This window comes from Citrobacter sp. LJND-P06 (assembly GCF_058188415.1).
Genome location: NZ_CP187317.1, coordinates 4,568,368 through 4,587,991, shown reverse-complemented (window position 1 = coordinate 4,587,991; position 19,624 = coordinate 4,568,368). Strand labels below are relative to the sequence as shown.

Genomic DNA, 19,624 nt, shown 5'->3' with positions numbered 1-19,624 from the left:
CGATGACACAACCATTACCGGGGGCACACACTGTGAGCGCTGAAAATGAACTGGATATTCGTGGGTTGTTTCGTACCTTATGGGCTGGAAAACTATGGATTGTTGGCGGGGCGCTGCTCTTTGCGCTGGTTGCGTTAGCCTACACTTTTTTTGCGCGTCAGGAATGGAGCGCAACTGCTATCTCAGATCGTCCAACCGTCAATATGCTGGGAGGATATTATTCCCAGCAACAGTTCTTACGTAATCTGGACGTCAAGGCGAGCGTTGCGCCCCTCGACCAACCTTCAGTTATGGATGAAGCGTATAAAGAGTTCGTGATGCAACTGGCTTCCTGGGATACGCGTCGCGATTTCTGGCTACAGACGGATTACTACAAGCAGCGCATGGTCGGAAACAGCAAAGCCGACGCGGCAATGCTGGATGAGATGATCAACAATATTCTGTTTACCCCAGGCGATGTTGCCCGCAATACCAATGACAGTGTAAAGCTGGTGGCGGAAACCGCTCCTGATGCAAACAATTTGCTGCGACAGTATGTTGCCTTTGCCAGCCAGCGGGCGGCAAGCCACCTCAACGATGAGTTAAAAGGGGCATGGGCGGCGCGTACAGTACAAATGAAAGCGCAGGTGAAACGCCAGGAAGAGGTCGCTAAAGCAATTTTCTCTCGTCGTGCTCACAGCATTGAACAAGCGCTTAAAATCGCAGAACAACATAATATTTCTCGCACTTCTACCGATATTCCTGCCGATGAATTGCCCGATTCTGAGCTATTTTTGCTTGGACGTCCGATGTTGCAGGCTCGACTTGAAAACCTGCAGGCCGTCGGTCCCGCGTTCGATCTGGATTACTTCCAAAACCGGGCAATGTTGAACACACTGAATGTAGGTCCAACTCTGGACCCACGTTTTCAGACCTATCGTTATTTGCGTACGCCGGAAGAACCGGTAAAACGTGATAGCCCACGCCGTGCTTTCCTGATGATTATGTGGGGCATAGTGGGAGGGCTGATCGGTGCTGGTGTCGCACTAACCCGTCGCCGCACGATTTAGCAATAGCGTTGCAGTGAGGGGCTGGGCCCTCACTGCCAATCCGAAGAGAATCGATGTGAAAGTACTGACTGTATTTGGCACGCGACCGGAGGCGATTAAAATGGCGCCTCTGGTTCATGCGCTGGCAAAAGACCCTTATTTTGAGGCCAAAGTTTGCGTCACTGCGCAGCATCGGGAGATGCTGGATCAAGTGTTAAACCTCTTTTCCATCGAACCTGACTACGATCTCAATATAATGCAACCGGGTCAGGGACTAACGGAAATAACCTGTCGGATTCTGGAAGGCTTAAAGCCTATCCTTGCTGACTTCAAGCCAGATGTGGTGCTGGTTCATGGCGATACGACAACGACGATTGCCACCAGCCTTGCCGCCTTTTATCAACGTATTCCGGTTGGGCATATCGAGGCCGGATTGCGCACCGGCGATTTGTACTCCCCCTGGCCAGAAGAGGCTAACCGCACGTTGACCGGGCATCTGGCGATGTATCATTTTGCGCCGACCGAAAATTCTCGCCAGAATTTGCTGCGGGAAAATATTCCTGATAATCGCGTTTTTGTCACCGGTAACACCGTCATAGACGCGCTGATTTGGGTTCGCGACCGTGTTCTGGCGAGCGATACCTTACGGGCAGAACTGGCGGTGCAGTACCCTTTCCTCAACAACAATAAAAAAATGATCCTGGTAACAGGCCATCGCCGCGAAAGTTTTGGCAAGGGCTTTGAGCATATCTGTCATGCGTTGGCAGAGATTGCCGCCGCGAATCAGGATGTGCAGATTGTCTATCCGGTGCACCTGAATCCGAATGTCAGCGAACCGGTCAACCGCATTCTTGGCCACGTTGAAAATGTGGTTCTGATTGAGCCGCAGGACTATTTGCCGTTCGTTTGGTTGATGAACCACGCCTGGCTGATCCTGACCGATTCCGGCGGTATTCAGGAAGAAGCACCATCCTTAGGTAAGCCGGTGCTGGTGATGCGTGAAACAACGGAACGGCCGGAAGCTATTACGGCAGGTACGGTGCGTTTGGTGGGTACAGATCAGCAGCGTATTGTGGAAGAGGTCACGCGCTTGCTGCACGACGAAAATGAATATCAAACCATGAGCCGCGCCCATAATCCTTATGGTGACGGTCAGGCATGTGGCCGGATTTTAGACGCGTTAAAAAATAATCGGGTATCGCTATGAGTTTTACGACCATTTCTGTTGTTGGGCTGGGATACATTGGACTGCCAACGGCAGCCGCCTTTGCTTCCCGCCAAAAGCATGTCATTGGCGTGGATGTTAACCAGCACGCGGTGGACACCATCAATCGCGGTGAGATCCATATCGTTGAACCGGACCTGGGCAGCGTCGTGAAAACGGCTGTTGAAGGGGGATATCTGAGTGCCACAACGACGCCTGTTGAAGCCGATGCATATCTGATCGCGGTACCGACACCCTTCAAAGGCGATCATGACCCCGACATGGCGTATGTCGAGGCTGCGGCTAAGTCTATTGCGCCCGTGCTGAAGAAAGGCGCGCTGGTGATCCTCGAGTCGACCTCTCCGGTCGGGGCGACGGAGCAGATGTCGGCGTGGCTGGCAGAGATGCGCCCTGATTTGACGTTCCCACAGCAGGCGGGCGAGCAGGCAGAGGTGAATATTGCGTACTGTCCAGAACGCGTGCTGCCGGGACAGGTGATGGTAGAACTGATTAAGAATGACCGCGTAATTGGCGGTATGACGCCTGTTTGCTCAGCACGCGCCAGCGAACTCTACAACATCTTCCTTGAAGGTGAATGTGTGGTCACGAACTCCCGCACGGCAGAGATGTGTAAGCTGACCGAAAACAGCTTTCGTGATGTCAACATTGCATTTGCCAACGAACTGTCGCTCATTTGCGCCGATCAGGGGATCAACGTCTGGGAACTGATTCGTCTGGCGAACCGCCATCCGCGCGTGAATATTCTCCAGCCCGGCCCTGGCGTCGGAGGGCACTGCATTGCCGTCGATCCGTGGTTTATCGTGGCGCAGAACCCACAGCAGGCGCGTCTTATCCGTACCGCCCGCGAAGTGAACGATGGTAAACCGCATTGGGTGGTCGAAAAGGTAAAAGCGGCCGTGGCGGATTGTCTGGCCGCAACGAACAAACGTGCCAGCGAAGTGAAAATTGCCTGCTTTGGCCTGGCATTTAAACCCAACATTGATGACCTGCGTGAAAGCCCGGCGATGGGCATTGCGCTGAACATTGCCCAGTGGCACGCCGGTGAAACACTGGTGGTTGAGCCGAACATTCACCAGTTACCCAAAAAACTGGATGGTCATTGTACTTTAGCCACGCTGGAAAGCGCGCTGGCTGACGCCGATGTGCTGGTGATGTTGGTTGATCATAACGATTTTAAAGCGATTAAAGGTGATGCGGTTCATCAGCAATATGTGGTGGATACCAAAGGAGTCTGGCGGTGATACTCCGCGCCAGTATTGAACCGCTGAGCTGGGAAAATACGTTCTTTGGCGTGAACAGCGCCATTGTGCGTATCAGTCCAGACGCGCCTGCGTTGACATCTGATGCTTTACAACCCTGGTCGCGTGTACAGGCAAAAATTTCAGCGTCGTGCGTGGATGAACTTGATGCCTTACAAGCACTGGGGTTCTCGCTGGTCGAGGGTGAAGTCAATTTAGCACTGTCGGTCGCAAACGTCAGCGATGGCGGCGATGCGGAAGTGGCGCAACGAGGCGATATTCCGGCGTTACGCCAGTTAGCCAGCGAAGCGTTCTCGCAAAGCCGTTTTCGCGCGCCGTGGTATGCGCCGGATGCCAGCGCCCGCTTCTACGCACAATGGATTGAGAACGCTGTGCTGGGCACGTTTGACCACCAGTGTCTGGTTCTCCGGGCGGCGGGAGGCGAGATTCGTGGTTATGTTTCGCTGCGTGAACTGAATGACGCCGATGCGCGAATTGGCCTGTTGGCCGGGCGCGGCGCGGGCGCTGAATTAATGCAGGCTGCGCTCAACTGGGCGCAATCTCGCGGAAAGACAACATTGCGGGTGGCGACCCAGATGGGCAACACCGCCGCGCTTAAACGTTACATACAGAGTGGTGCCAACATAGAAAGCACCGCGTACTGGTTATACAGGTGACAAAATGATTCCATTTAACGCACCGCCGGTGGTGGGAACCGAACTCGAATACATGCAATCGGCCATGGGCAGCGGCAAACTTTGTGGCGACGGCGGCTTTACACGCCGCTGTCAGCAGTGGCTGGAGCAACGCTTTGGCAGTGCAAAAGTGCTGCTGACGCCGTCCTGCACCGCCTCGCTTGAGATGGCGGCGCTGTTGCTGGACATTCAGCCGGGCGATGAAGTCATCATGCCGAGCTACACCTTTGTGTCGACAGCGAATGCTTTCGTATTGCGCGGGGCAAAAATCGTCTTTGTCGATATCCGCCCGGATACCATGAACATTGATGAGACGCTCATCGAAGCTGCTATTTCTGAAAAGACACGCGCCATTGTTCCGGTTCATTACGCAGGCGTTGCCTGTGAGATGGATGTCATCATGGCGCTGGCGGCAAAGTACAACCTGTTTGTGGTCGAAGATGCCGCACAGGGCGTCATGTCCACCTATAAAGGTCGCGCGTTAGGTACTATTGGGCATATTGGCTGCTTCAGCTTCCATGAAACCAAAAACTACACTGCCGGTGGTGAAGGCGGCGCGACGCTGATTAATGACCGATCGTTAATCGAGCGCGCGGAAATTATCCGCGAAAAAGGCACTAACCGTAGCCAGTTCTTCCGTGGTCAGGTGGACAAATATACCTGGCGGGATATTGGTTCCAGCTATCTGATGTCCGATCTTCAGGCGGCGTATCTGTGGGCGCAACTGGAGTCGGCAGACCGCATCAATCAACAGCGTCTGATGCTGTGGCAGACATATTATGACGCCCTGGCTCCGCTGGCGCGCGCCGGACGCATTACCTTACCTTCAATTCCTGATGATTGTGCGCAAAACGCCCATATGTTCTACATCAAATTGCGGGATATTGATGATCGTAGCGCGTTGATTAACTTTATGAAAGAAGCCGAAATTATGGCGGTCTTCCACTACATCCCGTTGCATGGTTGCCCGGCGGGCGACAAATTTGGTGAGTTTATCGGCGAAGATCGCTACACCACCAAAGAGAGCGAGCGTTTACTGCGCCTGCCGCTGTTTTACAATCTGTCACCCGCCAATCAGCGTACGGTGATCACGACCTTGCTCAACTACTTCTCCTGAAATGTCGCTCGCAAAAGCGTCCCTGTGGACGGCTGCCAGCACGCTGGTAAAAATTGGCGCGGGGCTACTGGTAGTGAAACTGCTGGCCGTGGCGTTTGGGCCCGCAGGCGTCGGCCAGGCGGGTAACTTTCGCCAGATGGTGACCGTGCTGGGCGTTTTGGCTGGCGCTGGCATCTTTAACGGCGTCACCAAATACGTTGCCCAGAATCACGACAATCCGGCGCAATTGCGCAATGTCGTCGGCACCTCCTCGGCGATGGTTTTAGGGTTCTCGACCCTGCTGGCGCTGATCTTTTTGCTGGCGGCGGCCCCCATCAGCCAGGGACTGTTTGGACATACTCACTATCAGGGGTTGGTGCGTCTGGTTGCACTGGTGCAAATGGGGATTGCCTGGGCGAATCTGCTGTTGGCGCTGATGAAAGGGTTTCGTGACGCGGCGGGTAATGCACTGTCGCTGATCGTGGGTAGCGTGTTGGGCGTGGTGGCCTGGTATATCTGCTACCGCGTCGGTGGTTACGAAGGGGCTTTGCTGGGTATGGCGTTGGTGCCTGCGCTGGTGGTTGTGCCGGCTGCGGTGCTGTTGCTTAAGCGTGGAACACTCCCTCTGCGTTATCTAAAACCGTCCTGGAATAGCGTCCTTGCCGGGCAACTGTGTAAATTTACACTGATGGCGCTGATTACCTCCATCACGATACCGGTGGCGTACGTGATGATGCGAAACCTGCTGGCGGCGCACTACAGTTGGGATGATGTGGGGATCTGGCAAGGTGTCAGCAGTATTTCAGATGCGTATCTGCAATTTATTACCGCCTCGTTTAGCGTTTATCTGCTGCCGACATTGTCGCGTCTGACGGAAAAGCGCGATATTACGCGGGAAGTCGTGAAGTCGCTCAGGTTTGTTTTACCGACGGTTGCGGTCGCGAGTTTTACCGTCTGGTTGCTGCGCGATTTTGCCATCTGGCTGCTGTTTTCCGCCAAATTCACGGCGATGCGCGATTTATTCGCCTGGCAACTCGTCGGTGATGTATTGAAGGTTGGCGCCTATGTTTTTGGCTATCTGGTGATCGCCAAAGCGTCGTTGCGGTTTTATATTCTGGCTGAAATCAGCCAGTTCATTTTGTTGACGGCGTTTGCCCACTGGCTGATCCCCGCGCATGGCGCGTTGGGCGCTGCACAGGCGTATATGGCAACCTATATCGTCTATTTTTCCCTTTGTTGTGGCGTATTTTTACTCTGGCGTAGGCGAGTATGACTGTACTGATTCACGTACTGGGATCGGATATCCCTCACCATAATCAAACCGTATTGCGGTTTTTCAATGATGCGCTGGCCGCCACAAGCGAGCATGCGCGCGTCTTTATGGTTGCAGGTAAGGATGCGGGATACAGTGAAAGCTGCCCGGCGCTCTCGCTGAGTTTCTACGCCGGTAAAAAAACGCTGGCAGATGCGGTGATTGCCCTTGCGAAAGCCAATCGCCAACAGCGTTTCTTCTTCCACGGTCAGTTCAATCCCCGCCTGTGGCTGGCGCTGTTGAGTGGCGGAATCAAGCCGCAACAGTTTTACTGGCACATTTGGGGGGCAGATCTGTATGAAGTCTCCCGTGGGCTGAAATTCAAACTGTTTTATCCCATTCGCCGTATGGCGCAGGGGCGTGTGGGCTGTGTGTTTGCGACTCGCGGCGATCTGAGCTATTTCGCTCAGCGGCACCCGCGTGTGCGTGGGGAATTGCTCTATTTCCCGACGCGCATGGACTCTTCGCTGAATAACATGGCAAACGAACGCCAGCGCGAAGGGAAAATGACGATTCTGGTAGGAAATTCTGGCGATCGGAGCAACGAACACATTGCTGCGTTACGCGCGGTACACCAGCAGTTCGGCGATACGGTAAATGTGATCGTCCCGATGGGATATCCGGCGAATAACGAAGCCTATATCGACGAGGTTCGTCAGGCGGGGCTGGCGTTGTTTAGCGCTGAAAATTTACAGATCCTCAGCGAAAAGCTGGCGTTTGATGCCTATCTTGCACTACTTCGTCAGTGTGATTTGGGCTACTTTATTTTTGCCCGCCAGCAGGGGATTGGCACGTTGTGCCTTCTGATTCAGGCTGGCGTTCCGTGCGTACTTAACCGCGAGAACCCGTTCTGGCAGGATATGGCGGAGCAGCATCTTCCGGTGCTGTTCACGACAGACTCTCTCAATGAACCCGTCGTTCGTGAAGCGCAGCGTCAACTGGCGTCCGTCGATAAGAACGGCATAACGTTCTTTAGCCCGAACTATCTACAGCCCTGGCATAACGCGTTACAGATTGCCGCAGGAGACGTTGTATGAGTTTGATGCAATTCAGCGGTCTGCTGGTGGTCTGGCTGCTCTCCACTCTGTTTATCGGCACGCTGGCCTGGTTTGAATTCCGTCGCGTCCGTTTTAACTTCAATGTGTTTTTCACCTTGTTGTTTTTGCTGACGTTCTTTTTTGGATTCCCGTTGACCAGCGTTCTGGTGTTTCGTTTTGACGTTGGCGTTGCGCCGCCGGAAATTCTGCTGCAGGCGCTGTTGTCTGCAACCTGTTTCTACGCGGTGTATTACGTCACGTATAAGACCCGCTTGCGTAAGCGGGTTTCCGATACTCCGCGTAAGCCGCTGTTTACCATGAACCGGGTCGAGACGCATCTTACCTGGGTCTTGCTGATGGGGATTGCGTTGGTGAGCGTGGGCATCTTCTTCATGCACAACGGATTTCTGCTGTTCAGGCTCAATTCATACAGTCAGATATTCTCCAGTGAAGTCTCCGGCGTGGCATTGAAACGCTTCTTCTACTTCTTTATTCCGGCGATGCTGGTGATTTATTTTTTACGCCAGGACAGCAAAGCGTGGCTGTTCTTTTTGGTCAGCACGGTCGCGTTCGGTTTGCTTACCTACATGATTGTCGGCGGTACGCGTGCGAATATCATCATCGCGTTTGCCATCTTCCTGTTCATTGGCATCATTCGCGGCTGGATTTCACTGTGGATGCTGGCAGCGGCGGGGGTGCTGGGGATCGTCGGCATGTTCTGGCTGGCGCTGAAGCGCTACGGGATGAACGTCAGCGGCGATGAAGCGTTTTACACGTTCTTGTATCTGACTCGTGACACCTTCTCCCCGTGGGAGAACCTGGCACTGTTATTGCAAAATTATAACAATATTGAATTCCAGGGTCTGGCGCCGATCGTCCGTGATTTTTACGTCTTTATCCCGTCCTGGCTGTGGCCTGGACGGCCAGGTATTGTGCTCAACTCCGCGAATTATTTTACCTGGGAAGTGCTCAACAACCATTCGGGCCTTGCCATCTCACCGACCCTAATCGGTTCGCTGGTGGTGATGGGAGGGGCGTTGTTTATTCCGCTCGGGGCTATTGTGGTTGGCTTGATTATCAAGTGGTTCGACTGGTTGTATGAACTGGGTAATCGGGAGACCAATCGTTATAAGACGGCGATTCTGCACAGTTTTTGCTTTGGCGCCATCTTCAATATGATTGTCCTGGCGCGAGAAGGTCTGGATTCGTTTGTCTCACGGGTGGTTTTTTTCCTCGTGATTTTTGGTGTTTGTCTGTTGGTGGCGAAACTGTTGTTCTGGCTTTTTGACTCTGCCGGGCTCATTCATAAACGAAAATCCTCGCTGCCGCAGACACAGGTTGAAGGGTAAAGATGACAGATAACACGACTGCACCTGTCTACGCGCTGCGTGGATTACAGTTGATTGGATGGCGTGATATGCAGCATGCGCTCAATTACCTGTTTGCAGAAGGCCAGATTAGGCAAGGAACGCTGGTCGCGATTAACGCTGAGAAGATGCTGACGGCGGAAGATAACCCCGACGTCCGGGCGTTGATTAACGCCGCGGAGTTCAAATATGCGGACGGGATTAGCGTTGTGCGCTCGGTGCGCAAAAAATTCCCTCAGGCTCACATTTCGCGCGTGGCCGGTGCAGACCTCTGGGAAGCATTGATGGAACGGGCTGGAAAGGAAGGCACGCCTGTTTTTCTGGTTGGCGGCAAGCCGGAGGTACTGGCGCAAACACAGGCAAAATTACGCGCGCAATGGAATGTGAATATCGTCGGTAGCCAGGATGGATATTTTAAGCCTGAAGAACGTCAGGCGCTGTTTGATCGTATTCATGCCAGCGGCGCGAAGATTGTGACGGTTGCGATGGGGTCGCCAAAACAGGAAATCCTGATGCGTGATTGTCGTCTTATTCATCCACATGCCTTATACATGGGCGTGGGCGGCACGTATGACGTTTTTACCGGACACGTTAAGCGCGCGCCTAAAATATGGCAAAAACTGGGGCTGGAATGGCTGTACCGTTTATTATCACAGCCAAGCCGTATTACCCGACAGCTACGTTTACTGCGTTACCTCCGCTGGCACTATACCGGCGACCTCTGAATCTCCCTCTTGATCCTTTCGGGTAGTGCATTCTGCGTAATGCACTGCCCTGTCGCATAACAATTGCTGCTTTATTGCTCAAAGCATTAATTTTTTAAATGCTTTGTTTGCCATTTTGGAAAATTTAAGAAACCATTTGCTCCCATCATTGCAGTGCCGTGGTGCGTATTGCGCCAGCCGTTAATCGCCGGCGCCGCATGGGCTGTTATGGCAAAAGACGTACTCATAACAATAACCGGTCATACCGGGAAAAAAGCAAACACGACAAGAGGATTTATGGCAGAGAAGAAACCGGAGCTACAGCGTGGGCTGGAAGCTCGTCATATCGAATTGATTGCTCTCGGGGGCACGATTGGCGTCGGCCTGTTTATGGGCGCCGCCAGTACGCTGAAATGGGCCGGGCCGTCAGTCCTGCTGGCGTACATTGTCGCCGGGCTATTTGTTTTTTTCATCATGCGTTCAATGGGCGAAATGCTGTTCCTTGAACCCGTCGCCGGTTCATTTGCCGTCTACGCTCACCGCTACATGAGTCCTTTCTTCGGGTATCTCACGGCGTGGTCTTACTGGTTCATGTGGATGGCGGTGGGGATCTCGGAGATCACCGCTATTGGGGTCTATGTGCAATTCTGGTTTCCAGAAATGGCGCAATGGATACCCGCATTGATCGCCGTAGCATTGGTCGCACTCGCGAATCTTGCCGCCGTTCGCCTGTATGGCGAAATCGAGTTCTGGTTTGCGATGATCAAAGTCACCACCATTATTGTGATGATCGTGGTCGGTCTGGGGGTGATTTTCTTCGGCTTTGGTAACGGCGGTCAGGCCATTGGTTTTGGCAACCTGACGCAGCACGGCGGCTTCTTCGCCGGTGGCTGGAAAGGCTTTCTCACGGCATTGTGTATTGTGGTGGCGTCCTATCAGGGCGTTGAGCTGATCGGTATTACCGCCGGTGAAGCGAAAAACCCGCAGGTTACGCTGCGTAGCGCGGTAGGCAAAGTGTTGTGGCGTATCCTGATTTTCTACGTGGGCGCGATTTTCGTTATTGTGACTATCTTCCCGTGGAATGAAATTGGCAGCAACGGTAGCCCATTTGTTCTGACCTTTGCCAAAATCGGGATTACCGCAGCGGCGGGTATTATTAACTTTGTGGTACTGACGGCGGCGCTTTCCGGCTGTAACAGTGGGATGTATAGCTGTGGGCGCATGTTGTACGCGCTGGCGAAGAACCGCCAGCTTCCGGCAGCGATGGCCAGAGTGTCCCGTCACGGCGTACCGGTTGCTGGTGTGGCGCTCTCTATTGTGATTTTGCTGATTGGCTCTTGCCTCAACTACATCATCCCAAATCCTCAGCGCGTCTTTGTTTATGTCTACAGTGCGAGCGTATTGCCGGGCATGGTGCCGTGGTTTGTGATCCTGATTAGCCAACTGCGCTTCCGTCAGGCGCATAAAGAGGCGATCGCCAGCCATCCTTTCCGCTCGATTATGTTCCCCTGGGCGAATTATTTGACGATGGCATTCCTGGTTTGCGTTTTAATTGGCATGTACTTTAATGATGATACGCGTATGTCGCTGTTTGTCGGCATCCTCTTTCTGCTTGTCGTTACCCTCGCCTACAAGGTCTTTGGCCTGAATCGGGGTGTTGATATCCAGAAAGTGGAGAAATAAGCGACAAAACGCACAAACCCTGAGCAAACGATAATTTTCTTTAAAAAGGCACTAGACAGCGGGGTGGGAAGTCCGTATTATCCGACCCCGCAACGGCGCTAAGCGCCCGTAGCTCAGCTGGATAGAGCGCTGCCCTCCGGAGGCAGAGGTCTCAGGTTCGAATCCTGTCGGGCGCACCATTTACCCGGTGCTGGAGCTGCGGTGGTTTTAAAGACCGCGTAAAAGATTTGCAGTGGTGGCTATAGCTCAGTTGGTAGAGCCCTGGATTGTGATTCCAGTTGTCGTGGGTTCGAATCCCATTAGCCACCCCATTATTTGATAAGTTGTGACAATGCGAAGGTGGCGGAATTGGTAGACGCGCTAGCTTCAGGTGTTAGTGTTCTTACGGACGTGGGGGTTCAAGTCCCCCCCCTCGCACCACGACTTAAAGAATTGAACTAAAAATTCAAAAAAGCAGTACATCGGCGAGTAGCGCAGCTTGGTAGCGCAACTGGTTTGGGACCAGTGGGTCGGAGGTTCGAATCCTCTCTCGCCGACCAATTTTGAACCCCGCTTCGGCGGGGTTTTTTGTTTTCTGTCGTTCCCTTCTTTTGTTTTATCCCCGAATACATCCACATACGGTATGTCACTGCCTGGCGACGCCATCGCGTAAGATTGTCGCTGTCGGGCGACAAGTAATTTTATGTTTTTACACTGTTTCTTTATATTCGCGCAGAGTTGTCGTTATACAGAGACAAATGACGCCTGAGGGTGAAGAAGGGGATGGGAGTCAGCCGTCGCAAACCCGCTCAGGGCGCGGTTTCGCGAATCGTCTGAATCATTACTTTTTGCAGTTCAATCATGGCACACATTGTGCAATAATATACGGGTAGATGCTCATTCCATCTCTTATGTTCGCCTTAGTGCCTCATAAACTCAGGAATGACGCAGAGCCGTTTACGGTGCTTATCGTCCACAGACAGATGTCGCTTTCGCCTCATCAAACACCATGGGCATAACGTTGAGTGAAGCACCCATTTATGTTGTCATACAGACCTGTTTTAACGCCTGCTCCTGATGGAGTGGGCGTTTTTTTATGGGCGTTACCGTAGAGTGGCATGCCCGGTAAGCTGCTCGCCACCGGGCATGAGGGTGTTATTGCGGGGGATTATTCTGCAACGTCAACATCAGGCCATCGCGACGCATCGCCGCAGCGTCTTCTGGCTGATGGAGTCTGTCCAGCACATCGGCAAGCCAGGCGTAGTCATAGGCATCCGGGCGTTGTTTGAGCGCAGCACGGAAGGCCAGGGCAGCTTCTTGCCATTCACCATGTTTCATCAGCGACTGACCCAGCGTGCTCCACAGTAGCGGACGATCGCCAACATTTTTAATCTGTTGACGGAGGACTTTCTCCACCAGCTCAGGATTGTTGCTTTTCAGACGCGGGATCGGCAATACCAGACGATCGTCATACTGGCGTTTCAGGCCATCAATGATGATCTGTTGCGCAGTGTCGTGATCGTCACATTCGATCAGATGTTCTGCCATAGCAACCTGCAGGGCAACCTGATGACGGGTTTTACGGCTTTGGTTTTTCCACCAGTCACGTAACCCTTCACTGCCCTGATCGGCGCGCGCCTGATCCATCAGACCAATCCACGCCTTCTGTTCCAGCAGGGCGCGGTGCTCTTCATCACCGACTTTGGCTTTTGCCATCGACGGGATAACCTCCAGCAACGAACTCCATGCGCCGGTACGGATATAGGCTTGCTCTGCCAGGCGTAATACTTCCGGATGGCGTGGCGTCACTTCCAGCAGTTTGTCTACGCCATGGCGCGCTGCGTGGTTCTCATTACGCGCCAGTTGCAGACGTACGCGGGCGATTTCCACCGGGATGGTATCGTTACCGGCAATTTCGGCAGCGCGCTCAAGGTGTTGATTCGCACGCGCTTCATCGCCACGCTGTTGCGCCGCTTCGGCGGCCAGAAGGTAATTCACCACCGGCTGTTCAGCATGATCGGCATTTTTCGACATCAGCTTCTCAACCTGCTGATAATCTCCTTCTGCCAGTTTGAGGAGCGCCTGCTCCGTTTGCTTGCGTGCACGGCGGCGTTTACGACCCACAAACCAACCGCGTGTGTGTGCGCCTGTGCGGAAAATGCGGCGTAGCAGCCATTCGATCGCAAACAGCGCAACCAGCATGACGATCAGAATAATGACCAGGCCAGTGACGCTGGTTTCAATATTGTAATTGTCGGTCTGGATCAACACATATCCCTGATGACCCGCGAGCATCGGGCCCACCACGATACCGGCGATCAACAATACAAAGAGCAATAATACTTTTAGCATCATTATTCTCCTTGCGGCGCAGCAGACGGAGTGTCAGCTTGTGGTGCAGGTGCAGGTGCAGGTGCAGGTGCAGGTGCAGGTGCAGGTGCAGGTGCAGGTGCAGGTGCAGGTGCAGGTGCAGGTGCAGGTGCAGGTGTAGACGATGTTGATTGCGCCAACAAGTTACGCACGCGAGTTTGCATCAGCTTCTCAAGAATTTCCTGGCTTTTCAGCGTATCCGGCACATCCATGGTGATGCTCTGCTGGCTCAGTTTGTCCACGTCATCAAGGAACGCTTTGGTCGTCGCATCTTCGGTGTCGTAGTACGCGCGAACCCAGGTGGAAACGTTATCCAGCGCCTGGCGGTAGGTTTCTTCCTGATGGCGCGGAACGGCTTGCGCCGCGACTAACAGGCGTGAACGGATATTTTCACGCAGGTAAACATCCTGATTTGGCGCCAGCAGCGGCACGGCAGTCTCATCGCGACGACGAATGGTGATGAAGCTGTCCATAAAATTCTGCCAGCTTTTTTGCAGGTTAACGCGCCATTCGCTGATGGAGCTAGACAGTTCGCTGCTGTCGGAATCCATCGGTGAATCATCGTTGTCGTTGTCAGCCAGACGCAGATTATCGATCTGGTTAGAGAGTTGATTGACCTTGAGGATAATACCGTCGTAGTCCACCTGCGAGACAGATGACAGGCTGGCAATATCATCGGTAATGGCACGGCGTGCGGTGATGAGACTCGGATCGTTCATATCCGCAAGGCTGGCGTCCGCGCTCTTTAACAGCGCTGCGGCGGTGGTGACATCCTGATCGCTCCACAGCTTACGTCCGGCAAGCTTCACCAGAAAATCAGCCTGTGCCAGCAGCCAGGTTTTGGCATCGCTCCCGGAGATGGTGGCGACTTTCTGCTGCACATCGGCGAGTTGTTTCGCCAGTGTCGTTTGCTGACGGTTCGCCTCATCCAACAGTGTTGCCTGTTTTTTAATAATGCTTTCGAATTCTGTTTTTTGGGCTTCCTGCGCTTTTTGCAACGCTGTCAGTTGATTAGCTAACGCATCGTTGGTGGCTGTCTGTGTCGTCGCCTGCTGTTTCCCCCAGCCATAAAGTCCAGCACCTGCCGCAAGGGCAATGGCGATAGCTACCGCGCTCAGGATAAGCGAAGTGCTATTTTTGCTCTTTTTCTCAGTGTTGACTGGCTGTGATGTGGTTTCCACGGCCTCCCTGGTTTCTTCAACCGCGGCGGAGGATTTTTCTTGTTCCGTCATTATGGCATCCCATTATGAGAGTTATTGTAATGCGCGCAGTAGCGCATCGTTGTCGGCGTTATCAGCGACCTTAATATCTTGCCAGCCCAATTCCCGGGCGAGGTGCGCCAGACGCTCGCTGACGACCAGCAGCCGACAGCGTAGTAACCAGTGTTCCCGATACCATTGTGGTGTCATTGACCAGAGCTGTTGCAACATCTCGCCACTGGTGACAACCACTGTTGTAACACCACGAGAGTGCCAGCGCATGGCCTCTTGCGCACCGTCGTAATGTTTTGCACTGCGTTGATAACATTCACAAAAAATGACATCAGCCCCGCGTTCTATTAGGGTGTCTCCTAACAGTTCACGTCCGCCATTGCCACGTAAAATAAGTGCCTGCTTACCTGCAATATTTTGTAATTCAGGTAATTGTAGCAAGACTTCGCTAATTTCCCGATCCAGAGGATAACGAATATTGCACCCGCTCACCGTATGCAGCGCCAGCGCCGTGGTGCGGCCAATAGCAAAATACTGCGGGTGCGATGGCCAGTTTTGCCCAAGTTGCTGAAGTTGAGCATGGGCGAAAGTGACAGCATGTTGGGAAAGGGTGAAAACGAGATCGTTCTGAGTCAGCGTGGCCAGGCGATCGGCAAGGGTATTGAGCTCACGACCCGGCGTGAACTCAATGAGCGGAAAGCTCCAGGCCACCTGCCCAAGTGTGCGCAGACGGCTCACTAACTCTTCCCCTGAGGGAGACGGGCGGGTGACCAGAATACTCATGCAGGGGCTTCTCCGTTATAAATCTCAGTCAGAATGGCGCGGGCCCCGTTCTCCAGCAGTTCTTCTGCCAGGGAGATGCCCATCTGTTCGGCATCCTGAGGCGAGCCGCGTCGTTCGCCGCGAATCATCTGCGAACCATCTGGGGCGCCTACTAACGCACGTAGCCAGATTTCACCGTCGATGATTTCAGCATAGCTGCCAATAGGCACCTGACAGCCACCTTCCAGGCGGGTGTTCATGGCGCGCTCCGCTTTAACACGCACGGCGGTGTCATCATGATTCAGCGGAGCCAGCAGTTCACGGGTACGGGTATCATCCAGTCGACACTCAATGCCAACTGCGCCTTGCCCGACCGCGGGAAGCGAAATTTCTGGCGGCATGGCGGTGCGAATACGTGACTCCAGTCCCAGGCGTTTTAACCCGGCTACGGCCAGAATAATGGCGTCATAGTCACCGTTATCCAGTTTGCTGAGGCGCGTTCCGACATTGCCGCGCAATGAGCGGATAATAAGATCCGGGCGGCGTTCGGCCAACTGGCACTGGCGACGCAGGCTGGAGGTGCCTACGATGCTGCCTGCTGGCAGTTCATCCAGATGATGATAGGTATTTGAGACAAACGCATCGCGCGGGTCTTCGCGTTCGCAAATGGTGACCAGTCCGAGGCCTTGCGGGAATTCAACCGGTACATCCTTCATGGAATGCACGGCGATGTCCGCGCGTTGTTCCAACAGCGCGACTTCCAGCTCTTTGACGAACAAGCCTTTTCCACCCACTTTCGCCAAAGGGGTATCAAGAATTACGTCGCCACGTGTCACCATTGGCACCAGTTCAACAACCAGTCCAGGATGATTCGCCATCAAGGCGTCTTTGACAAAATGTGCCTGCCAGAGCGCAAGGGGGCTTTGGCGTGTGGCAATTCTTAAAACTTTGTCTAACATGCTTGTTACCGTCATTTTCGTCCGTGAACCATCCTAACATCCTTACAAGTGGGATGTCAGTGTTACGGTCAAAGGTGAGTGAGAGAGTCGGCGTTGTGTCGTCAATGGTCGTGAAGCGTGACGAGAAAGCGCCTTGCCCTATACAGAATTTACACGAAGCGAACGGTGCTACACTGGTAAGTAGTGCAACTTTCTTTACGGTCAATGAGCAAGGTGTTAAATTGATCACGTTTTAGACCATTTTTTCGTCTGTGCCTCAAAGAGGAGACCGAAAAAAGGTAACGGCTATTTTTGACATACGGTATATCCCGAATGATGACGTTTGCGAAACCATGTAACGGTGGCGACAAACAGAAACATGACGGGTAGCAACATCAGGCGATACGTCTTGTACCTCTATATTGAGACTTTGAAACAGAGACTGGATGCCATTAATCAACTGCGTGTGGACCGCGCGCTTGCTGCCATGGGCCCTGCTTTCCAGCAGGTATACAGTCTGCTGCCGACATTATTGCATTATCACCATCCGCTGATGCCGGGTTACCTGGATGGTAACGTTCCCAAAGGCATTTGTTTCTACTCGCCTGATGAAACCCAACGCCACTATCTGAATGAACTGGAACTGCACCGTGGTATGTCTGTGCAGAATCCCCCGAAAGGTGAATTGCCGATTACCGGCGTTTACTCAATGGGCAGTACGTCTTCAGTCGGGCAAAGCTGTTCTTCTGACCTGGACATCTGGGTCTGCCACCAATCCTGGCTCGACAGTGAAGAGCGCCAGTTGCTGCAACGTAAATGCAGTCTTCTGGAAAGCTGGGCCGCCTCGCTGGGCGTTGAAGTCAGCTTCTTCCTGATCGACGAAAACCGTTTCCGCCACAATGAAAGCGGCAGTCTGGGTGGTGAAGACTGTGGCTCCACGCAGCATATCCTGCTGCTCGACGAATTTTATCGCACCGCTGTGCGTCTGGCCGGTAAACGTATTCTGTGGAATATGGTGCCGTGCGACGAAGAAGAGCATTACGACGATTACGTGATGACCCTCTACGCACAGGGGGTGTTGACGCCAAACGAATGGCTGGATCTGGGCGGACTGAGCTCACTCTCAGCGGAAGAGTACTTTGGCGCCAGCCTTTGGCAGCTCTACAAAAGCATTGATTCACCGTACAAAGCGGTGCTGAAAACGCTGCTGCTGGAAGCGTATTCCTGGGAATACCCGGACCCGCGCCTGTTGGCGAAAGACATCAAACAGCGTCTGCACGATGGCGAGATCGTTTCCTTTGGTCTTGATCCCTACTGCATGATGCTGGAACGCGTGACTGAATATCTCACGGCGATTGAAGATCCCACGCGCCTGGATCTGGTGCGTCGATGTTTCTACCTGAAAGTCTGCGAGAAACTGAGTCGTGAACGCGCCTGTGTTGGCTGGCGCCGTGAAGTCTTAAGCCAGTTAGTCAAAGAGTGGGGTTGGGACGAAGCGCGTCTGACCATGCTCGACAACCGCGCTAACTGGAAGATCGATCAAGTCCGCGAAGCACACAACGAACTTCTCGATGCCATGATGCAGAGCTATCGTAACCTGATCCGCTTTGCGCGCCGTAACAACCTCAGCGTTAGCGCCAGTCCACAGGATATCGGGGTATTGACCCGTAAACTGTATGCCGCATTTGAGGCGTTGCCGGGTAAAGTGACGCTGGTGAACCCGCAGATTTCGCCGGATCTCTCCGAGCCGAATCTGACGTTTATCCATGTGCCGCCGGGTCGTGCCAACCGTTCAGGCTGGTATCTCTACAACCGCGCGCCGAACATGGATTCCATCGTCAGCCATCAACCGCTGGAATATAACCGTTACCTGAACAAGCTGGTCGCCTGGGCGTGGTTTAATGGTCTGTTGACCTCACGTACGCACCTGTTTATTAAAGGCAACGGCATTGTTGATCTGCCGAAGTTGCAGGAGATGGTGGCTGACGTGTCGCACCATTTCCCTCTGCGTTTGCCCGCGCCAACGCCAAAAGCGCTCTACAGTCCGTGTGAAATTCGCCACCTGGCGATTATCGTCAACCTTGAATATGACCCGACTGCGGCGTTCCGTAATCAGGTCGTGCATTTTGATTTCCGCAAGCTGGATATCTTCAGCTTTGGCGAAGAACAAAATTGCCTGGTGGGCAGCGTTGACCTGCTGTATCGCAACTCATGGAACGAAGTGCGTACTCTGCATTTCAATGGCGAACAGGCGATGATTGAAGCGCTGAAAACGATTCTGGGCAAAATGCATCAGGATGCCGCCCCGCCGGACAGCGTGGAAGTGTTCTGCTACAGCCAGCATTTGCGTGGACTGATTCGCACCCGCGTACAGCAACTGGTTTCTGAGTGTATTGAACTGCGACTCTCCAGCACGCGGCAGGAAACGGGGCGCTTCAAAGCGCTACGCGTTGCGGGCCAGACCTGGGGACTGTTCTTTGAACGCCTGAACGTTTCAGTGCAGAAGCTGGAAAACGCCATCGAGTTCTACGGCGCCATTTCACATAACAAGCTGCATGGGCTTTCTGTGCAGGTTGAGACAAACCATGTGAAATTACCGTCGGTGGTGGATGGTTTCGCCAGTGAAGGGATTATTCAGTTCTTCTTCGAAGAAACCGGCGATGATAAAGGCTTTAATATCTACATTCTGGACGAAAGTAACCGGGCGGAAGTGTACCATCACTGCGAAGGTAGCAAAGAGGAGCTGGTGCGCGACGTTAGCCGCTTCTATTCGTCTTCCCACGATCGCTTTACGTATGGCTCCAGTTTCATCAACTTTAACTTGCCACAGTTCTACCAGATCGTGAATACCGAGGGTCGTGCGCAGGTGATCCCGTTCCGCACACAGTCGATTGGTACGGTGCCCCCGGCCAGTCAGGACAATGACACACCGTTGTTACAACAGTATTTCTCTTAATGTGTGTGCCGGATGGCGCTGAC

16 protein-coding genes and 4 tRNA genes are annotated in these 19,624 nt (G+C 53.4%); 15 read left to right on the top strand and 5 right to left on the bottom strand.

The window, feature by feature from the left end; genetic code table 11:
* Positions 1–2: 2 nt before the first annotated feature.
* Genes wzzE through wecG form a run of 9 tightly spaced genes read left to right on the top strand, consistent with a single transcriptional unit; the run spans position 3 to position 9,723 of the window.
* The gene (gene wzzE, locus ACO7SM_RS21605) at positions 3–1,049 is read left to right on the top strand and encodes an ECA polysaccharide chain length modulation protein (protein ID WP_490469174.1); all 1,047 of its coding nucleotides are present in this window, start codon (positions 3–5) and stop codon (positions 1,047–1,049) included.
* A 55-nt stretch (positions 1,050–1,104) separates the two neighbouring features.
* A complete protein-coding gene (gene wecB, locus ACO7SM_RS21600; protein ID WP_490469173.1) occupies positions 1,105–2,235 on the top strand; it encodes a non-hydrolyzing UDP-N-acetylglucosamine 2-epimerase in 1,131 nt (376 codons plus the stop codon).
* Positions 2,232–3,494, top strand: coding sequence for a UDP-N-acetyl-D-mannosamine dehydrogenase (gene wecC, locus ACO7SM_RS21595; protein WP_490469172.1), 1,263 nt, complete (start codon positions 2,232–2,234; stop codon positions 3,492–3,494). Before wecB ends, wecC begins: the two co-directional genes overlap by 4 nt.
* Positions 3,491–4,168: a dTDP-4-amino-4,6-dideoxy-D-galactose acyltransferase gene (gene rffC / locus ACO7SM_RS21590; protein WP_490469171.1), complete on the top strand. Its 678-nt coding sequence runs from the start codon at positions 3,491–3,493 to the stop codon at positions 4,166–4,168. The genes wecC and rffC overlap by 4 nt, the downstream gene beginning before the upstream one ends.
* Before the next feature lie 4 nt (positions 4,169–4,172).
* A complete protein-coding gene (gene rffA / locus ACO7SM_RS21585) occupies positions 4,173–5,303 on the top strand; it encodes a dTDP-4-amino-4,6-dideoxygalactose transaminase (protein WP_490469170.1) in 1,131 nt (376 codons plus the stop codon).
* A gap of 1 nt (position 5,304) precedes the next feature.
* Positions 5,305–6,555, top strand: coding sequence for a lipid III flippase WzxE (wzxE, locus tag ACO7SM_RS21580; RefSeq protein WP_490469169.1), 1,251 nt, complete (start codon positions 5,305–5,307; stop codon positions 6,553–6,555).
* Positions 6,552–7,631 (top strand): TDP-N-acetylfucosamine:lipid II N-acetylfucosaminyltransferase, encoded by a 1,080-nt coding sequence (locus ACO7SM_RS21575; protein WP_490469168.1) that lies wholly within the window; start codon positions 6,552–6,554, stop codon positions 7,629–7,631. The genes wzxE and ACO7SM_RS21575 overlap by 4 nt, the downstream gene beginning before the upstream one ends.
* Positions 7,628–8,980: an ECA oligosaccharide polymerase gene (wzyE, locus tag ACO7SM_RS21570; RefSeq protein WP_490469167.1), complete on the top strand. Its 1,353-nt coding sequence runs from the start codon at positions 7,628–7,630 to the stop codon at positions 8,978–8,980. The genes ACO7SM_RS21575 and wzyE overlap by 4 nt, the downstream gene beginning before the upstream one ends.
* Positions 8,981–8,982: 2 nt before the next feature.
* Positions 8,983–9,723, top strand: a complete 741-nt coding sequence (gene wecG / locus ACO7SM_RS21565) for a lipopolysaccharide N-acetylmannosaminouronosyltransferase (RefSeq protein ID WP_490469166.1) — start codon at positions 8,983–8,985, stop codon at positions 9,721–9,723.
* A gap of 86 nt (positions 9,724–9,809) precedes the next feature.
* Here wecG and ACO7SM_RS21560 read toward each other — a convergent pair whose 3' ends face one another.
* Complete coding sequence (locus tag ACO7SM_RS21560) at positions 9,810–9,950, bottom strand: hypothetical protein (RefSeq protein ID WP_490469165.1); 141 nt, start codon at positions 9,948–9,950, stop codon at positions 9,810–9,812.
* Between the two features lie 49 nt (positions 9,951–9,999).
* Here ACO7SM_RS21560 and thrP point away from each other — a divergent pair, with 49 nt between their 5' ends.
* The 5 genes from thrP (at position 10,000) to ACO7SM_RS21535 (ending at position 11,924) form a co-directional block, all read left to right on the top strand.
* Complete coding sequence (thrP, locus tag ACO7SM_RS21555; RefSeq protein WP_490469164.1) at positions 10,000–11,385, top strand: bifunctional threonine/serine APC transporter ThrP; 1,386 nt, start codon at positions 10,000–10,002, stop codon at positions 11,383–11,385.
* 102 nt (positions 11,386–11,487) lie between these two features.
* A tRNA-Arg gene (locus ACO7SM_RS21550) sits at positions 11,488–11,564 on the top strand.
* Between the two features lie 56 nt (positions 11,565–11,620).
* A tRNA-His gene (locus ACO7SM_RS21545) sits at positions 11,621–11,696 on the top strand.
* A 22-nt stretch (positions 11,697–11,718) separates the two neighbouring features.
* Positions 11,719–11,805: transfer RNA gene (locus ACO7SM_RS21540), tRNA-Leu, on the top strand.
* Between the two features lie 42 nt (positions 11,806–11,847).
* A tRNA-Pro gene (locus tag ACO7SM_RS21535) sits at positions 11,848–11,924 on the top strand.
* A gap of 595 nt (positions 11,925–12,519) precedes the next feature.
* Here the strand turns inward: ACO7SM_RS21535 and hemY are convergent.
* Genes hemY through hemC form a run of 4 tightly spaced genes read right to left on the bottom strand, consistent with a single transcriptional unit; the run spans position 12,520 to position 16,666 of the window.
* Complete coding sequence (hemY, locus tag ACO7SM_RS21530; RefSeq protein WP_490471000.1) at positions 12,520–13,716, bottom strand: protoheme IX biogenesis protein HemY; 1,197 nt, start codon at positions 13,714–13,716, stop codon at positions 12,520–12,522.
* A 2-nt stretch (positions 13,717–13,718) separates the two neighbouring features.
* The gene (gene hemX, locus ACO7SM_RS21525) at positions 13,719–14,966 is read right to left on the bottom strand and encodes a uroporphyrinogen-III C-methyltransferase (protein WP_490469163.1); all 1,248 of its coding nucleotides are present in this window, start codon (positions 14,964–14,966) and stop codon (positions 13,719–13,721) included.
* A 21-nt stretch (positions 14,967–14,987) separates the two neighbouring features.
* Positions 14,988–15,728: a uroporphyrinogen-III synthase gene (gene hemD, locus ACO7SM_RS21520; protein WP_490469162.1), complete on the bottom strand. Its 741-nt coding sequence runs from the start codon at positions 15,726–15,728 to the stop codon at positions 14,988–14,990.
* Positions 15,725–16,666, bottom strand: coding sequence for a hydroxymethylbilane synthase (gene hemC / locus ACO7SM_RS21515; RefSeq protein ID WP_490469161.1), 942 nt, complete (start codon positions 16,664–16,666; stop codon positions 15,725–15,727). The genes hemD and hemC overlap by 4 nt, the downstream gene beginning before the upstream one ends.
* 388 nt (positions 16,667–17,054) lie before the next feature.
* On the opposite strand from hemC, the gene cyaA reads away from it, so the two are divergent.
* Entirely contained in the window at positions 17,055–19,601 is a 2,547-nt protein-coding gene (gene cyaA, locus ACO7SM_RS21510) for a class I adenylate cyclase (protein ID WP_490469160.1), read from the top strand.
* Positions 19,602–19,624 lie beyond the last annotated feature (23 nt).

Coding starts and splice junctions, on each gene's coding strand:
- hemD (WP_490469162.1), bottom strand. CDS start 15,728: ATGAGTATTCTGGTCACCCGCCCGTCTCCCTCAGGGGAAGAGTTAGTG.
- wecC (WP_490469172.1), top strand. CDS start 2,232: ATGAGTTTTACGACCATTTCTGTTGTTGGGCTGGGATACATTGGACTG.
- hemY (WP_490471000.1), bottom strand. CDS start 13,716: ATGCTAAAAGTATTATTGCTCTTTGTATTGTTGATCGCCGGTATCGTG.
- thrP (WP_490469164.1), top strand. CDS start 10,000: ATGGCAGAGAAGAAACCGGAGCTACAGCGTGGGCTGGAAGCTCGTCAT.
- ACO7SM_RS21575 (WP_490469168.1), top strand. CDS start 6,552: ATGACTGTACTGATTCACGTACTGGGATCGGATATCCCTCACCATAAT.
- wecG (WP_490469166.1), top strand. CDS start 8,983: ATGACAGATAACACGACTGCACCTGTCTACGCGCTGCGTGGATTACAG.
- ACO7SM_RS21560 (WP_490469165.1), bottom strand. CDS start 9,950: ATGAGTACGTCTTTTGCCATAACAGCCCATGCGGCGCCGGCGATTAAC.
- hemC (WP_490469161.1), bottom strand. CDS start 16,666: ATGTTAGACAAAGTTTTAAGAATTGCCACACGCCAAAGCCCCCTTGCG.
- wzxE (WP_490469169.1), top strand. CDS start 5,305: ATGTCGCTCGCAAAAGCGTCCCTGTGGACGGCTGCCAGCACGCTGGTA.
- wzyE (WP_490469167.1), top strand. CDS start 7,628: ATGAGTTTGATGCAATTCAGCGGTCTGCTGGTGGTCTGGCTGCTCTCC.
- wzzE (WP_490469174.1), top strand. CDS start 3: ATGACACAACCATTACCGGGGGCACACACTGTGAGCGCTGAAAATGAA.
- hemX (WP_490469163.1), bottom strand. CDS start 14,966: ATGACGGAACAAGAAAAATCCTCCGCCGCGGTTGAAGAAACCAGGGAG.
- rffA (WP_490469170.1), top strand. CDS start 4,173: ATGATTCCATTTAACGCACCGCCGGTGGTGGGAACCGAACTCGAATAC.